The sequence below is a fragment of the Aeromonas sp. PrichA-15 genome, assembly GCF_017939245.1.
In the GTDB taxonomy this organism is placed as follows: domain Bacteria; phylum Pseudomonadota; class Gammaproteobacteria; order Enterobacterales; family Aeromonadaceae; genus Aeromonas; species Aeromonas caviae.
The window spans coordinates 1-14,216 of record NZ_JAGKRH010000053.1 but is presented as its reverse complement, the minus strand read 5'-3'; the positions used below and the strand labels follow the sequence as shown (position 1 = coordinate 14,216).

Below are 14,216 nucleotides of genomic sequence, written 5' to 3'. Positions count from 1 at the left end.
CATGTCCCCTACCAGTAGTTTTCCATGCTGATATTGCCGGGGGCGCGACGCAGGTTCTTGGCAAGCCCCAGCCCGAGCAGGGTCTGCTGAGTCTCTTTCACCATGGCGGGGTTGCCGCAGATCATCACCTGGCTCAACTCGGGGGAGAAGTTCAGCCCCACCCTCGCCTGCAAGCTGCCATCGACGATGGCTGCCGGGATGCGCCCTGCCATCGCCTCCGGCCAGGTCTCACGACTGACGAAGGGAACATAGCGAAAACGCTCGCCATGCTGCTCGGCAAAACTGGCGATAAGCGGCTGATAGCTGAGCTCTTCCCCTTTTCTCACCCCATGTACCAGCACCAGATGCTCGAAGCGGTCGAAGACCTGTCCTTCTGCCAGCATGGCGAGGAAGGGGCCGATGGCGGTGCCGGTTGAGAGCAGCCAGAGATCCCGTCCCGGGGGAATCTCATCCAGGGTCAGGAAACCGGTGGCCTGGGACTGCACCAGCAGGCCGTCGCCCACCTGCAGGGAACCGAGAGAGGGGCTCAGTTCACCGCCGGGGATCTCCACCAGATAGAATTCGTGATAGGGCGTGCCGGGAGGATTGACGAAGGAATAGGCACGCTGGACTCGACGCTCGCCCTGCTCCAGGGCCAGCTTGGTGAATTGACCCGCCTTGTAGGGGGCAAGTTCCGCCTCCACACGCAGGGAGAGCAGGGTGGGTGTCCACTCGATGCGCTCGATGACCCGACCTTCAACCCAGGCAGCCATAAAGGTTCTCCTCCAGAGGAACAGACCTTCACTTTACCCCTTGATCTGAAAATAAAAAACCCGCGCATGTGCGCGGGTTTTTCTGCAAGAGCGGAACGCTATTACAGAGCAACAACCTGGATTTGTACGGTTGCTTTGACGTCAGCGTGCAGCTGAACAACAACTTCGTACTCACCGGTGTTACGCAGAACGTTGCCCATGCGGACTTCGCTCTTGGCAACGGCTACGCCGGCAGCAGTGATGGCTTCAGCCACATCACGGGTACCGATGGAACCGAACAGCTTGCCTTCGTCGCCAGACTTGGAGGCGATGACAACGGCAGCCAGCTCACCCAGCTTGGCAGCGCGCTCTTCGGCAGCAGCCTTGTTGGCAGCCAGTTTGGCTTCCAGCTCAGCGCGACGAGCACCGAAGGCTTCGATGTTGGCCTTGGTGGCCATAACAGCTTTGCCTTGCGGGATCAGGTAGTTACGGGCATAACCAGCTTTTACGGAAACTTGGTCACCCAGACCGCCCAGTTTGGCGATCTTATCGAGCAGGATAACTTGCATTACCTTTCCTCTATAAATTTCGTTGAGTTAGGCGTAAGCGCCGGGCCGATTCTTACTTGTTGTGCAGATCGGTGTACGGCAGCAGAGCCAGGTAACGAGCACGCTTGATGGCGCGTGCCAGCTGACGCTGATACTTGGCGCGGGTACCGGTGATACGGCTCGGTACGATCTTGCCAGATTCAGTGACGTAGTTTTTCAGAGTAACGATATCTTTGTAGTCGATCTCGGTAACGTTCTCGGCGGTGAAGCGGCAGAACTTACGACGACGGAAATAACGTGCCATGGCCTTTATCCTCTAATGCGGTGATCTAAGAATTACTCTTCGGAAGACGCTTCAACAGCATCTTCGCGACGCTCGTCGTCACGACGGGTGAAGCGCTCTTCCTTGGCCTTGGCCATCGGAGAAACTTCAGTCACGGCGTGCTTGGTGCGCATGATCATGTTGCGGATAACGGCATCGTTGAAGCGGAAGTTGGTTTCCAGCTCATCGATAACGGCCTGTTCAGCTTCTACGTTCATCAGAACGTAGTGAGCCTTGTGCAGCTTGTCGATCGGGTAAGCCAGTTGACGACGGCCCCAATCTTCCAGGCGATGAATGGTACCACCAGCGGTGGTGATAGCGCCGGTGTAACGCTCGATCATGCCAGGTACTTGCTCGCTCTGGTCCGGATGAACCATGAAGACGATTTCGTAATGACGCATTTTAGCTCCTTACGGATTAATTCAGCCTCCGCCCAGGTGCAGCCAGACCTCGGAGGCAAGGAACATAGTGATGTTTAGACGCTGCTTTCTAGGGCGGCGTATTGTACGAAATCACCTCTCCCACTGCAACTGGCGAAGCAAGATGTTTTTCTCGATGAGCCCGATACAAAACTTTAATTGATAACAATTATCATTTAGATCCATACTCTCCTCATATCCCCACGGAGGATGACAGTATGCAACCTGCGCTCACCACGGCCATCCCGGCCCGCAAATTCAAGCTGACCCTGCTCGGCCCCGCCTTCATCGCCGCCATCGGTTATATCGACCCGGGCAATTTTGCGACCAATATCCAGGCCGGCTCCACCTTCGGCTATCAACTGCTATGGGTAGTGGTGTGGGCCAACCTGATGGCCATGCTGGTGCAGACCCTCTCGGCCAAGCTCGGTATCGTCACTGGCAAGAACCTGGCGGAACACATTCGTGATCGTATGCCCAGGCCCGCAGTCTGGGCCTATTGGGTGCAGGCCGAGATCATCGCCATGGCCACCGATCTCGCCGAGTTCATCGGCGCTGCGGTCGGCTTCAAACTGCTGCTCGGCATCACCCTGTTGGAAGGGGCCTGCATCACCGCCGTGGTCACCTGGGGGATCCTGATGCTTCAATCCCGCGGCCAGAAGCCGCTGGAGTTCGTGGTGGGCGGCCTGCTGCTGTTCGTGGCCGCCGCCTACATCGTCGAGCTGATCTTCTCGCGCCCCCACCTGCCGAGTCTGCTGGAAGGGGCACTCTTCCCCGGCCTCCCCAATGGTGATGCTGTCTATCTTGCCGCCGGCGTGCTTGGTGCCACCGTGATGCCCCATGTCATCTATCTCCACTCGGCCCTGACCCAGCATACCCAGGAGCAGGGCACGGTGACCCAGCGACTGCACAGCACCCGGGTCGACGTGGCCATCGCCATGACCATCGCCGGCTTCGTCAACCTGGCCATGATGGCCATGGCGGCGGCCGCCTTCCACAGCTCCGGCAATCAGCAGGTGGCCGAGCTGGAAACGGCCTACCAGACCCTCACGCCCCTGCTGGGCCCGGCAGCCGCCACCCTGTTCGGCCTCTCCCTGGTCGCCTCCGGCATCTCCTCCACCGTGGTGGGAACGCTGGCGGGACAAGTGGTGATGCAGGGCTTCGTGCGCTTCACCATTCCGCTCTGGCTGCGCCGAGCCATCACCATGGCTCCCGCCTTCGTGGTGATCGCCATGGGCCTCAACACCACGGAAATTCTGGTACTGAGCCAGGTAGTGCTGAGCTTCGGCATCGCCCTCGCTCTTATTCCGCTGCTGATCCTGACCGGTGATCGCGCCCTGATGGGGGCACATCGCAATCACCCCGTCACCCAGGCCGTGGGGCGCCTCATCGTCGCCCTGGTGATCGGCCTCAATGCCTATCTGCTGGTCACCACCCTCTAAAGCCATCTTGAGGCTCATTGACCCGGGTTGATGAGCCTCTTCGCACTTTCGCGTATGCTGCCTCTTTCCCTTCTCATCATCTCGTTGCGGGAGCCCTGCCATGGAACATACCCGAGCCAGCTTCGTACTGGGCCACCATCAGGAACAGGCCAGCGTCGTCTGTTGCAAACAGGGGGATCCGACCCTGCTGGTCACCGACCTCACCCCCTTTCATCCCCAGAGCCACCTCTGGCCCGATCAACCCGGTGACGTGGGCACTGTGCGCTGGGAAGGGGGGGAAGCGGCCGTGGGCCACTGCCGCATGGGCGCCATCAGTCCCGAGGGCGAGCTGTTCGTGGATACGGAGATTCCGGTCAAGCGAGGGGCTGATGGGTGGGCTTTCGTGGTGGTGCACCCCCTCGCTGGTTCCCATCACCTTGCCATTGGCTCGCCTGTGGAACTGACGGTGGATGCCGAGGCACGCCATGCCCTGAGCCTGGGCCACAGCGCCTGCCACCTGGTGGCACTGGCCCTCAATCGGGCGCTCACGCCCTATTGGCGAAAGGAGACAAGCGAGCTGGACGCTCTCGGGCAGCCGGATTTCGACCGCCTCGCCATCCAGCACTCCCGGGTCGAGCCCAGAGGATCAAAGGAGCAGTACCGGATCGGCAAGAGCCTTCGGAAAAAGGGAATCAACAGCGAGGCACTGCTGGCCGACCTCGACAGGATAGCGCTCCAGGTCAACGAGCAGCTGATGCGCTGGCTCAAAGAGGGAGGCGAGATCCGCCGCAGCCGGGCCGGTGATGCCATCATCGATTCCCGCTACTGGCATGGCATGGTGGACGGTCGGGAGATCACCATTCCCTGTGGCGGCACCCATGTAAGCACTCTGACCGAGTTGGGCCAGGTTCAGGTGACGCTGGCCTCCAGTGAAGAGGGATTTACCCTCACCACCCGGGTCACTCCCTGAACCACCACAGCCTTCCTGATGTCGCACCGCCCTGACCGGGGCGGTGTCCCGACAGAGAGACCCGCAGGCAGATCAGCGCGGCGGTATCTCACCCCGGGCTGCGACCCCATGGCCACGGGGTAGCAAAAAACCATGCGATGCACCACGGATGAGGGGCCACTTGCCCCTTTCCTGGCGCCTGACGATGTCAGGCAGGCTCCCTTCGCATCCCCATGTGAGGGATGTCATCTTCCAGATATCCTTCCCCTTCGGCCACGAAACCATGCTGGCCGTAAAAGCCTTGCAGGTGGGCCTGTGCACCGAGCCAGATGCTGTGTGCAGGCCAGCGAGCCTCGCACTCTCTGACCGCTTGCGCCAGCAGGCGGTGACCCAGTCCGCCCCCCCGCGACGTGGGAGAGGTGACCACACGGCCGATGGCGGCGCCGCTGCCATCACCAATGCCGGGCGCCATGATGCGGGCATAGGCCGCCAGGTGATCCCCCTCACGACCGAGCAGATGCAGCACGCCGTCACGGCGATCCAGCCCGTCCAGATCCTGGAAGGGACAGGTCTGCTCCACCACGAACACCTCGGCGCGCAGGGCAAGCAGCTCATACAATTCATCCGTGGTCAGCTCGGACCAGGATTTCATACTCCAGTTCATGAATGACTCCTGTTTAATGGGGTCTGACAGCATAATCTTGCTCCCGACGAGGGGCATTAACCTTGGTTAAGTTGGCCCCCTTCTCATCCAATGCGGACATGGCCGACAAAGAGCCGATCTCTGCCCAGGTTCATCGGCAATCCCTTCTGGCTCAACCCTGATCGCGCGTTTTCAGCCGCCTGCGGATGCGGCTCAGGCTGATGGGGGTGATCCCCAGATATGCGGCAATCTGGTGATCCGGAACCCTGGCATCCAGCGCGGGGAAGCTTCGCAGAAAATGCTGATAGCGCGCCTCTGGGCCCCCGGTCAGCAGTAACAGCTCTTTCTCCTCCTTGATGCGCAGTTGCACTTCAAGGAGATGGTGATACCAGGCGGGCCAGCAAGGGAGTCGGCGCAGATCCGCCAGCGGAAGAAGTTGCAGCCGGCAAGGCTCCAGCGCCTCCACGCTGTAGCGGGCGGGCTCACCACTGAGCAGGTGGTGGAAGTCGATAAACTCGTCCCCCTCCCAATAGAACTCCTTGATGTACTCGCGGCCATCCGCCAGCACCACCTTGGCCCGCAGCAACCCCTCCTCCACTCTGACCAGCAGCGCCGGACTGTCACCGGCATGCCAGAGGCAGGTGCGAGGGGGCAAGGTCAGGGAGCGGACAAAAGAGAGGAGGCGCTCGGCCTCCTGCTCATCTGCAACCCGTTCCCAGACAAAGGGGGGTCTGTCGGTCATCGTCTTGTCAGACGCGGCGCTGGCGCACGGCTTCGAACAGGCAGACACCGCTCGCCACCGAGACGTTGAGGCTGGATACTGCCCCCGCCATCGGGATGCTCACCAGCTCGTCGCAATGTTCGCGGGTCAGGCGGCGCATCCCCTTGCCTTCGGCCCCCATCACCAGCGCCATGGGGCCGGTGAGTTTGGCCTGATAGAGATCGTGATCCGCCTCGCCGGCGGTACCCACGATCCAGACGCCGCGCTCCTGCAGCTCGCGCAGGCTGCGGGCCAGGTTGGTGACCTGGATGAGCGGCACCACTTCGGCGGCGCCACAGGCGACCTTGCGCACCACGGACGTGAGGCCTGTGGCCTTGTCCCGCGGCACGATCACCGCATGTACCCCGGCCGCATCGGCACTGCGCAGACAGGCGCCGAGATTGTGCGGGTCGGTCACCCCGTCCAGTACCAGCAGGAAGGGCGCTGTCTCTTGCGCCGCCAGACCGTCCAGCAGGCTGGCCAGGTCGTGCTCGGCCAGCTTGGGCGCTTCAATCACCTTGGCCATGATGCCCTGGTGATTGTTGCCTTCCGCCTTGTCATCCAGCGTCTTGCGGTTCACGCTCTGCACCCTGATACCGAGGGACTCCAGCTCGGCCAGCAGGGGATGCAGCCGCTCGTCATCGCGGCCCTTGAGAGCCCACACCTCGATGAAGCGCTCGGGGGTGCGCTCCAGCAGCGCGGAGACGGCGTGAATGCCGTAGATCAGTTCAGTACTCATTTAGTGCTCTTGGCCTTGTCGCGAGCCTTTTTGCTCGGTCGTCTGTTGCTGGGCTTGGCACGGCCACCCTTGTCGGATTTGCCGCTCTCCTTGCCCTCTTTGCGTTTCTCGTGGCGCTGGGCGCTCTTGGCCTTCTCTTTCTTGATCTCGGCCTGCTTGCGCGCCATCTCCTTGGCGTTCTTGCCGGTGGCCTTGAGGGGCTCTTCCACCATCACGAAGTCGATCTTGCGATCGTCCAGGTTCACGCCCATCACCTTGACCCGCACCTTGTCACCCAAACGATAGCGACGGCGGAAGTTCTCGCCGATCAGCTGCTGGTGCAGCGGGTCGAACTGGTAGTAGTCGTTGGTGAGGGTGCTGACGTGCACCAGACCGTCGATGTGGATCTCCGCCAGACGCACGAAGAAGCCAAAACCGGTGACGCTGGCGATGACGCCGTCAAACTCGTCACCCACGTGATCCAGCATGTACTCGCACTTGAGCCAGTCTGCCACGTCGCGGGTGGCATCATCGGCACGGCGCTCCGTCATGGAGCAGTGCTCGCCCATGGGGTCCACTTCTTCCAGCTGGTAGTGGTAGCCACCGCTCGGCGTCCACTTGTGACGCAGGTTGGCCTGCTGCTCCTTGGCGGTCTGGTACTTGATCGCCCGGTGCAGGATGAGATCCGGGTAGCGACGGATCGGCGAGGTGAAGTGAGCGTAGGACTTCAGGGCCAAGCCGAAGTGACCGATGTTGTCGGCCTGATAGATGGCCTGACGCATGGAGCGCAGCAGCATGGTGGAGAGCAATTCCGCATCCGGGCGCCCTTCGAATTTGGCGGCCAGGTCGGCAAAGTCCTTCGGCTCGGGCTCCAGGCCCCCCTTGAGCTCCAGACCCAGTTCGGCCAGGAAGTCACGGAAGCCGGTCAGACGCTCCTCGCCCGGGCGGTCGTGCACCCGGAACAGGGCGGCGGCCTCGTTCTTCTCGATGTAGCGGGCGGCAGCCACGTTCGCCTGGATCATGCACTCTTCGATGATCTTGTGGGCGTCATTGCGCACCAGCGGTACGATACGGTCGATCTTGCGCTGGGCGTTGAAGATGAAGCGGGTCTCCTCGCTCTCGAACTCCACCGCACCGCGTTGATGACGGGCATGCTTGAGCGCCTTGTAGAGGTTGCTCAGCTCCTCGATGTGGCCCACCAGCGGATCATACTGCTGACGCAGCTTGGGATCCCCGTCCAGGATCGCCGCTACCTTGGTGTAGGTCAGGCGAGCGTGGGAGTTCATTACCGCTTCGTAGAACTTGTAGCCGGACATGCGGCCGGCGGCGGAGATGGTCATCTCGCACACCATGCAGAGCCGGTCGACCTGCGGGTTCAGGGAACACAGACCGTTGGAGAGCACCTCCGGCAGCATGGGCACCACGAACTCGGGGAAATAGACCGAGTTTCCGCGCTGATAGGCTTCGGTGTCGAGGGCCGTGCCCGGTTTCACATAGGCAGAAACGTCGGCAATAGCGACCCACAGGCGCCAGCCGCCACCGCGCTTGGCTTCACAAAAGACAGCGTCATCGAAGTCGCGGGCGTCTTCCCCGTCGATGGTCACCAGCGGCAGGGCGCGCAGGTCGATGCGACCCTCTTTGGCCTTCTCCGGCACCTGCTCACCGAGACCGGCGACCTCTTTGGTCACCTCTTCCGGCCAAGTGTGCGGAATGCCGTGGGTACGCAGGGCGATCTCGATCTCCATACCGGGCGCCATGTTCTCACCCAGGACTTCCAAAACGGTACCGACCGCATTGAAGCGAGCAGTGGCGCGCTGGTTGATGCGCACGACTACGACCTGGCTCTGGCGAGCCCCCTTGTTCTCCCCTTCCGGGATGATGATGTCCTGGCCGATGCGGCTGTCATCGGGTACCACGAAACCGACGCCGTTCTCGACGAAGTAACGACCGACGATGTCCGCCTCGCGGGATTTGAGCAGGCGCACCAGACGCGCTTCCTGACGACCCTTGCGATCGATCTCGGTCGGCTGCACCAGGGCATAGTCGCCATGCATCAGGCGCTGCATCTCGCGGTTGTTCAGGAAGAGATCCGCTCCACCACCCTCGGGGCGCAGAAAACCGAATCCATCTTTGTGGCCAAGCACATAGCCTTTGACCAGATTCAGGCGATCCGGCAGGGCGTAACATTGGTTGCGGGTGAACACGAGCTGCCCGTCGCGCTCCATGGCGCGCAGACGACGTCGCAAGGCTTCCAACGGCTCTTCATCGGTCAGCTTGAGGACCTTGGCCAGCTCTTCCCGGGACATGGGTTTCTCATGGCCCTTGATGAGCTCCAGCAGCATCTCGCGACTGGCGATGGGGTTTTCGTATTTTTCGGCCTCGCGTTGGAGGAAAGGATCTTTTTGAGACATAAGCAGGCCTTAGGGTAGGTAATAACGCAGACATTATATCGGAGGGGGGAGCTAATGGCATCCATCGACTGCCTTTTGGCCATTCTCTCTGTCATACTGGACACAGTTTGCAGGTATGTGAGACTCGGAACTCATGAGCAAGGACTCGTTCGCCCAATCTGCCGCCTATTTGAAACAGGCGGTTCCCCTGATGATCAAGTATCAAATTCCCACCACGCCGAACAACTATCACCTTTGGTACAGCTACGTCTCCGGCGACATGCCCGAACTCAACCATGCCGTCGATCAGGCGATAAAACAGCAGGGAACCTTCTCCCTGACCACCTGTGAGCGTCTCTACCACCAGCACCTTGCGGCCCAGGACGAGCAGCAGATGGAGGCGATGAAACTCAACCTCGCGGCCATGGCCAGCGAGCTGAGTCACTCGATGCAGGATGCCATCTCCGATACCGGGCTGTTTCAGGAGATGCTCGACAAGAGTTTCGACAAGCTGAGCAAGATAGACGACGAGGGGCTCAGCCTGGAAGACACCATGGGGATCCTGCGGGATCTCGTGCGCGAGTCGCGCGACGTACGCATGTCCACCCTCCACTTTCGCAACCAGCTCAGCAGCGCCGAGAAAGAGATCAAGGAGCTGAAACAGGCCCTGAACGAGACGAGGAAGCTGGCCACCGAGGACCCGCTCACGTCTCTGCTCAATCGACGCGCCTTCGATCTCGAGATGGACAGCCTCATCCGCAGCAAGCAGCCCTTCTCCCTGATCCTGACCGATATCGATCGCTTCAAGAACTTCAACGACGAATACGGACATCTGCTGGGGGACCAGGTGCTGCGCATCGTCGGCAAGCGGCTGCGAGAGGCCAGCAAGGAGGGCATAACCGCCTATCGCCTGGGGGGTGAGGAGTTTGCCCTCTTGGTGCCAAACCGCGCCCTGGCGCTGACCCGCCAGATGGCCGAGAGCCTGCGTCGCGTCATCGAGCGGATGTCGATTCTGGATCGCAAATCCGGGCGACGCATCGATCACATCACCGCCTCGTTCGGCGTGGGGGAATACATCCCTCAGGAGACGGCAGACACCCTGATCGAGCGTACCGACAAGCTGCTCTACAAGGCCAAGGAGCTGGGACGCAATCGGGTGATGCCACTGCCCTCCTGATCCCACCAAATGCAAAAAGGCCGGTCATTGACCGGCCTTTTTCATGCTTCCCTTCTCGGGATCAGAGGCTTTTCAGCTTCTCTTCCGGCAGGGCCAGCTCGTCATTGTGGTTGACACCGATACCGCGCTCCAGCACATGGCGGGCGATGGCATGGGCCTCTTCCAGCGAATGCATGCTGTAAGTACCGCACTGGTATTCGTTCAGCTCGGGGATCTTGCCCTGATCCTGCACGGTCAGCACGTCGCTCATGGCGGCCTGCCAGGCAGCGCCAACACGGGCTTCATCCGGCGCACCGATCAGGCTCATGTAGAAGCCGGTGCGGCAACCCATGGGAGAGATGTCGATGATCTCCACCCCGTTGCCGTTCAGGTGGTCACGCATGAAGCCGGCAAACAGGTGCTCGAGGGTGTGGATGCCGCGCTCGGAGAGGATCTCCTCGTTCGGCACGCAGAAACGCAGGTCGAACACGGTGATGGTGTCCTTGTTCGGGGTCTGCATGGTCTTCGCCACCCGCACTGCCGGGGCGGCCATGCGGGTATGGTCGACGGTAAAACTGTCCAATAACGGCATTTCTGACTCCTGATTTGGTTACCAGAACCAGCCCCCGCTGGAGAGCTGATCCTTGCATTGTCGATACTGGGCACCGTAGCGCTGGGCACGGGCCTCCACCTTGCGGGAGACCTTCATCAGCCATCCCTTGCTGCGGTAGCTGCCACGTCGGTAGCCCCCCCAGCCTTCGTGATAATTGAGATACTGGCCATAGGCATCCCACTTGGATGTGCCGTTGAGCCGCTGTGCCTTGTGAGTGTACCAGCCCATGAAATCGATGGCGTCGGCAAAGTCGTCGCGATCGCTCCAGCCGTTGCCGGTTTCCCGCTGATAGTCGGCCCAGGTTTCGTCTTTCACCTGGGCATAGCCGTAGGCTGAACTGGCCCGCCCGGTGGGGATGAAGAGGAAATACTGCATCGGCGGCTGGGCATCATGCACGAAGGAGGACTCCTGGTACATCATGGCCATCACTACCTGGACAGGTGTCCCCCACTTCTCGTTCATCTTGAGCGCCGCCTCGTGCCACTCGGGTTTCTCCCGAAAGATCTGGCACAGGTTTTCCGGCTGGGCCGGCGGCCGGGTACTGCACGCGGTGAGCGCCATCAGGCACGCCGCCACGACCCCGATACGGTACAACGACATCAGAACGACAGACTCTTGCTGTTCATCACAGGGCACATCCACCACATCAGATCGCGTCTTCGTTCTCTTCACCAGTACGAATACGAATGACGCGCTCCACCTCGCAGACGAAGATCTTGCCATCACCGATCTTGCCGGTACGCGCTGTGTTCTGGATGGCTTCCAGGCAGGCATCGAGATCCTCGTCCTGCACCACCAGCTCCACCTTGACCTTGGGCAGGAAGTCGACCATGTACTCGGCACCGCGATAGAGCTCGGTATGGCCCTTCTGGCGGCCGAACCCCTTGACCTCGGACACTGTCATGCCGTTGATGCCGATCTCGGCCAGGGCCTCGCGTACATCGTCCAGCTTGAACGGTTTGATGATGGCTTCAATCTTCTTCATGGTGACTCCTTACCAGTTCTGTTTGCCGAACCCGGACGTGATGGGATACCGGCGGTCCTTACCAAAGTTGCGAGCCGTGATGCGAGGGCCGACGGCGGCCTGACGGCGCTTGTATTCGTTGAGATCCACCAGGCGGATCACCTTGCGTACCACCGCCTCTTCGAAACCTTCCGCCACCATGTCGGCGACAGACGCATCCTCTTCCACGTAGCGCTTGAGGATGGCATCCAGGATGTCATAGGGGGGCAGGCTGTCCTGGTCCACCTGATCCGGTGCCAGTTCGGCAGATGGGGGACGATCGATGACCCGCTGCGGGATCACGTACTCCACGCTGTTGCGATATTCGCACAACTTGAAGACCAGGGTCTTGGGGACATCCTTGAGCACATCAAAGCCACCCGCCATATCGCCATACAGCGTGGCGTATCCCACGGCCATCTCGCTCTTGTTGCCAGTGGTCAGCACGATACGGCGGCGCTTGTTGGACAGCGCCATCAAGAGCACGCCGCGGCAGCGGGCCTGCAGGTTCTCTTCGGTGGTGTCGCGGGCAGTCCCTTCAAACAGAGGCGCCAGCTGGGTCATGAAGCCTTCGAACATGGGTTCGATGGAGATGATGTTGAACTCCACCCCCATCCGCTCGGCCTGCTCCTTGGCATCCTCCACGCTCATCTGGGCGGTGTAGCGGAACGGCATCATCACCGCCTGCACCTTGTCCGCCCCGATGGCATCGGCCGCAATGGCCAGGGTCAGCGCCGAGTCGATACCACCGGAGAGGCCCAGCACGGCGCCCTGAAAACCGTTCTTGGTGACATAGTCGCGCACCGCCAGCACCAGGGCCTGATAGGTCTCGGCCAACGGCTCCAGCGGTGCGGCGGGTTCCCGCTCCTTCACCGGCTGACCATCGGCAAAGCGCACCAGCGCCAGCTCTTCGGCAAAGGGGGCAAGCTTGTGGGTCAGCTCGCCCTGGCTGTTGAACACTTTGGAGCAGCCGTCGAAGATCAGCTCGTCCTGGCCGCATACCTGGTTGAGGTAGATGAGCGGCAGGCCGGTCTGATCGCAGCGTTCCGCCATCAGCTCGCGGCGGATCCAGGGTTTTTCCTGATCATAAGGAGAGGCATTGATGGTGAGCAGCAGCTCGGCCCCCGCCGCCTTGGCGGCCAGCGCCGGCCCCGGCTGCCAGAGATCTTCGCAGATGAGCAAACCCAGCTGATGGCCACGGAACGGCACCACACAGGTATCGGTCGCCGCAGTGAAGTAGCGCTTCTCGTCGAACACCCCGTAGTTGGGCAAGTCCTGTTTGAAATAACGTGCCCGCAGTTGACCGCGCTCGTAGAGAGACGCCGTATTGTAAAGCGCCCCCTCTTCGCGCCAGGGATGGCCCACCAGAATGGCACATTGTCCCTGCCATGCCGCGATGCGGGACAGCGCGGCCTCGACCCGGATCATCAGGTCGGCGCGCAGCAGCAGATCCTCAGGCGGGTATCCTGTCAGGGCCAGCTCGGAGCAAACCAGCAGATCGGCCCCTTGCTGATCGGCCTGGGCTGCTGCCGCCAGTACCTTGTCACAGTTATCTTCGATGGCGCCTACCGTCAGATTTAACTGGGCAAGCATCAGAGAGAGGGCTTTTGCCATGGCGATGCATCTTGAATTCGAAAATGATGGGGAATGATAAAGAAAAGGCGCTGGCTGTGCCAGCTCAACACTTGGGCTTTGCGCTGGTGTTCTGGCTGTCTGGAGATAAGATGTAACTAATCGAGGGAGATATTGACATGATCAAGGACGAGAAAGGATTCACCCTGCTGGAACTGATGATCGCCGTCAGTCTGGGGGTCATCTTGCTTGGCATTGGTGCACCGGCCATGTCGAGCCTGCTCAATGAGAATGCCTTGAAATTTGAATCTCGCACACTCTTGAAATATCTGCGTTTTGCTCGTAGCCAAGCCATCGACAACCAGCAATCTGTCACTGTGTGCCTTGCCAATGCCAGTGACAATTGTGTCACCGCCAATCCGACCCAATTCCTCGTTTTCGTCGACGGTAATGGCAATGACATTTTCAATAACGGTGAGCAGATCCTGGCAAGAAGCCCTCAGCTATCTGACTCGCTGACTGCTGCAAACAATCGAACTTCCACTACCTTCAGCCCTGATGGCACCAGCCTGGGTACCAATGCCACCATCACGCTGTGTCGTTCAGGAAATGCCCAGATAAATCTGGTCATCTCTCCCTCCGGCCGCACCACCCAATCTACCCAGGCAAATATCTGCCTCTGAATGAAGTCCTTCGCTATCGCAGTTGACGGGCATCCTGTTGCTGACCCTCTTTTGACTGGAAATTTTCCTCCGCAGTGCGGCATTCTAGGATTTTCTTCACAGGCTGTACCGCACCATCCACCTCGTATCCTCTTTGTTTGAATTTATGGTTCATCGCGGCTTTCCGGGGAAGGCCGCCTTGATTTTCAGAAAAAAGTATTCTGAGTCCCTAAATCCATATGCCATGCGCTTTATCACTTTGATCTTGTTGTTCACCCCTTCCAGCACACTCGTGTGCATCGGGTAGTT

General features: G+C 60.4%; 17 protein-coding genes. 4 read left to right on the top strand and 13 right to left on the bottom strand.

Annotation, left to right across the window (positions count from 1 at the left end; all coding sequences use genetic code 11):
* Positions 1–8 precede the first annotated feature (8 nt).
* The 4 genes from J9889_RS09065 to rpsF form a co-directional block, all read right to left on the bottom strand.
* A complete protein-coding gene (locus tag J9889_RS09065) occupies positions 9–752 on the bottom strand; it encodes a ferredoxin--NADP reductase (RefSeq protein ID WP_052814586.1) in 744 nt (247 codons plus the stop codon).
* 101 nt (positions 753–853) lie between these two features.
* Complete coding sequence (rplI, locus tag J9889_RS09060) at positions 854–1,300, bottom strand: 50S ribosomal protein L9 (protein WP_010673120.1); 447 nt, start codon at positions 1,298–1,300, stop codon at positions 854–856.
* 52 nt (positions 1,301–1,352) lie between these two features.
* Positions 1,353–1,583: a 30S ribosomal protein S18 gene (rpsR, locus tag J9889_RS09055; RefSeq protein ID WP_005313392.1), complete on the bottom strand. Its 231-nt coding sequence runs from the start codon at positions 1,581–1,583 to the stop codon at positions 1,353–1,355.
* 32 nt (positions 1,584–1,615) lie between these two features.
* Positions 1,616–2,002: a 30S ribosomal protein S6 gene (rpsF, locus tag J9889_RS09050; protein WP_005331771.1), complete on the bottom strand. Its 387-nt coding sequence runs from the start codon at positions 2,000–2,002 to the stop codon at positions 1,616–1,618.
* 236 nt (positions 2,003–2,238) lie between these two features.
* Between rpsF and J9889_RS09045 the strand changes: the two genes are divergently transcribed.
* Both J9889_RS09045 and J9889_RS09040 read left to right on the top strand, forming a co-directional pair.
* Positions 2,239–3,462 carry an Nramp family divalent metal transporter gene (locus J9889_RS09045; protein ID WP_160838884.1) on the top strand — a complete coding sequence of 408 codons (1,224 nt, stop codon included), beginning with the start codon at positions 2,239–2,241 and terminating at the stop codon, positions 3,460–3,462.
* A 100-nt stretch (positions 3,463–3,562) separates the two neighbouring features.
* The gene (locus J9889_RS09040) at positions 3,563–4,411 is read left to right on the top strand and encodes a hypothetical protein (protein WP_210556434.1); all 849 of its coding nucleotides are present in this window, start codon (positions 3,563–3,565) and stop codon (positions 4,409–4,411) included.
* A 187-nt stretch (positions 4,412–4,598) separates the two neighbouring features.
* On the opposite strand, the gene J9889_RS09035 is transcribed toward J9889_RS09040, so the two are convergent.
* From J9889_RS09035 to rnr, 4 genes are all read right to left on the bottom strand, one after another.
* Positions 4,599–5,054, bottom strand: a complete 456-nt coding sequence (locus J9889_RS09035) for a GNAT family N-acetyltransferase (protein ID WP_042878826.1) — start codon at positions 5,052–5,054, stop codon at positions 4,599–4,601.
* Between the two features lie 151 nt (positions 5,055–5,205).
* Complete coding sequence (locus tag J9889_RS09030) at positions 5,206–5,775, bottom strand: Crp/Fnr family transcriptional regulator (protein WP_010673116.1); 570 nt, start codon at positions 5,773–5,775, stop codon at positions 5,206–5,208.
* A 7-nt stretch (positions 5,776–5,782) separates the two neighbouring features.
* Entirely contained in the window at positions 5,783–6,532 is a 750-nt protein-coding gene (rlmB, locus tag J9889_RS09025) for a 23S rRNA (guanosine(2251)-2'-O)-methyltransferase RlmB (RefSeq protein WP_041214488.1), read from the bottom strand.
* Positions 6,529–8,922: a ribonuclease R gene (rnr, locus tag J9889_RS09020; RefSeq protein ID WP_049636454.1), complete on the bottom strand. Its 2,394-nt coding sequence runs from the start codon at positions 8,920–8,922 to the stop codon at positions 6,529–6,531. The genes rlmB and rnr overlap by 4 nt, the downstream gene beginning before the upstream one ends.
* 133 nt (positions 8,923–9,055) lie before the next feature.
* Here rnr and J9889_RS09015 point away from each other — a divergent pair, with 133 nt between their 5' ends.
* Positions 9,056–10,078: a GGDEF domain-containing protein gene (locus tag J9889_RS09015; RefSeq protein WP_041214487.1), complete on the top strand. Its 1,023-nt coding sequence runs from the start codon at positions 9,056–9,058 to the stop codon at positions 10,076–10,078.
* 61 nt (positions 10,079–10,139) lie between these two features.
* Here the strand turns inward: J9889_RS09015 and luxS are convergent, their stop codons facing one another.
* Genes luxS through J9889_RS08995 form a run of 4 tightly spaced genes read right to left on the bottom strand, consistent with a single transcriptional unit; the run spans position 10,140 to position 13,287 of the window.
* The gene (luxS, locus tag J9889_RS09010) at positions 10,140–10,649 is read right to left on the bottom strand and encodes an S-ribosylhomocysteine lyase (RefSeq protein ID WP_010673112.1); all 510 of its coding nucleotides are present in this window, start codon (positions 10,647–10,649) and stop codon (positions 10,140–10,142) included.
* Positions 10,650–10,667: 18 nt separating this feature from the next.
* Positions 10,668–11,270: a transglycosylase SLT domain-containing protein gene (locus J9889_RS09005; protein ID WP_041214486.1), complete on the bottom strand. Its 603-nt coding sequence runs from the start codon at positions 11,268–11,270 to the stop codon at positions 10,668–10,670.
* 46 nt (positions 11,271–11,316) lie between these two features.
* Positions 11,317–11,655, bottom strand: coding sequence for a nitrogen regulatory protein P-II (gene glnB / locus J9889_RS09000; protein ID WP_005308848.1), 339 nt, complete (start codon positions 11,653–11,655; stop codon positions 11,317–11,319).
* A gap of 9 nt (positions 11,656–11,664) precedes the next feature.
* Positions 11,665–13,287, bottom strand: a complete 1,623-nt coding sequence (locus J9889_RS08995) for an NAD+ synthase (RefSeq protein WP_103260840.1) — start codon at positions 13,285–13,287, stop codon at positions 11,665–11,667.
* Positions 13,288–13,424: 137 nt separating this feature from the next.
* Between J9889_RS08995 and J9889_RS08990 the strand changes: the two genes are divergently transcribed.
* Positions 13,425–13,928, top strand: coding sequence for a GspH/FimT family pseudopilin (locus tag J9889_RS08990; protein WP_010673109.1), 504 nt, complete (start codon positions 13,425–13,427; stop codon positions 13,926–13,928).
* A 150-nt stretch (positions 13,929–14,078) separates the two neighbouring features.
* On the opposite strand, the gene J9889_RS08985 is transcribed toward J9889_RS08990, so the two are convergent.
* Positions 14,079–14,216: transposase (locus J9889_RS08985; RefSeq protein WP_210537942.1), on the bottom strand; the 138-nt coding region annotated here is incomplete at its 5' end.

What these genes read in the sequence shown, in the direction of transcription:
- J9889_RS09065 (WP_052814586.1), bottom strand. Translation starts at nt 752, where the DNA reads ATGGCTGCCTGGGTTGAAGGTCGGGTCATCGAGCGCATCGAGTGGACA.
- rplI (WP_010673120.1), bottom strand. Translation starts at nt 1,300, where the DNA reads ATGCAAGTTATCCTGCTCGATAAGATCGCCAAACTGGGCGGTCTGGGT.
- rpsR (WP_005313392.1), bottom strand. Translation starts at nt 1,583, where the DNA reads ATGGCACGTTATTTCCGTCGTCGTAAGTTCTGCCGCTTCACCGCCGAG.
- rpsF (WP_005331771.1), bottom strand. Translation starts at nt 2,002, where the DNA reads ATGCGTCATTACGAAATCGTCTTCATGGTTCATCCGGACCAGAGCGAG.
- J9889_RS09045 (WP_160838884.1), top strand. Translation starts at nt 2,239, where the DNA reads ATGCAACCTGCGCTCACCACGGCCATCCCGGCCCGCAAATTCAAGCTG.
- J9889_RS09040 (WP_210556434.1), top strand. Translation starts at nt 3,563, where the DNA reads ATGGAACATACCCGAGCCAGCTTCGTACTGGGCCACCATCAGGAACAG.
- J9889_RS09035 (WP_042878826.1), bottom strand. Translation starts at nt 5,054, where the DNA reads ATGAACTGGAGTATGAAATCCTGGTCCGAGCTGACCACGGATGAATTG.
- J9889_RS09030 (WP_010673116.1), bottom strand. Translation starts at nt 5,775, where the DNA reads ATGACCGACAGACCCCCCTTTGTCTGGGAACGGGTTGCAGATGAGCAG.
- rlmB (WP_041214488.1), bottom strand. Translation starts at nt 6,532, where the DNA reads ATGAGTACTGAACTGATCTACGGCATTCACGCCGTCTCCGCGCTGCTG.
- rnr (WP_049636454.1), bottom strand. Translation starts at nt 8,922, where the DNA reads ATGTCTCAAAAAGATCCTTTCCTCCAACGCGAGGCCGAAAAATACGAA.
- J9889_RS09015 (WP_041214487.1), top strand. Translation starts at nt 9,056, where the DNA reads ATGAGCAAGGACTCGTTCGCCCAATCTGCCGCCTATTTGAAACAGGCG.
- luxS (WP_010673112.1), bottom strand. Translation starts at nt 10,649, where the DNA reads ATGCCGTTATTGGACAGTTTTACCGTCGACCATACCCGCATGGCCGCC.
- J9889_RS09005 (WP_041214486.1), bottom strand. Translation starts at nt 11,270, where the DNA reads ATGTCGTTGTACCGTATCGGGGTCGTGGCGGCGTGCCTGATGGCGCTC.
- glnB (WP_005308848.1), bottom strand. Translation starts at nt 11,655, where the DNA reads ATGAAGAAGATTGAAGCCATCATCAAACCGTTCAAGCTGGACGATGTA.
- J9889_RS08995 (WP_103260840.1), bottom strand. Translation starts at nt 13,287, where the DNA reads ATGGCAAAAGCCCTCTCTCTGATGCTTGCCCAGTTAAATCTGACGGTA.
- J9889_RS08990 (WP_010673109.1), top strand. Translation starts at nt 13,425, where the DNA reads ATGATCAAGGACGAGAAAGGATTCACCCTGCTGGAACTGATGATCGCC.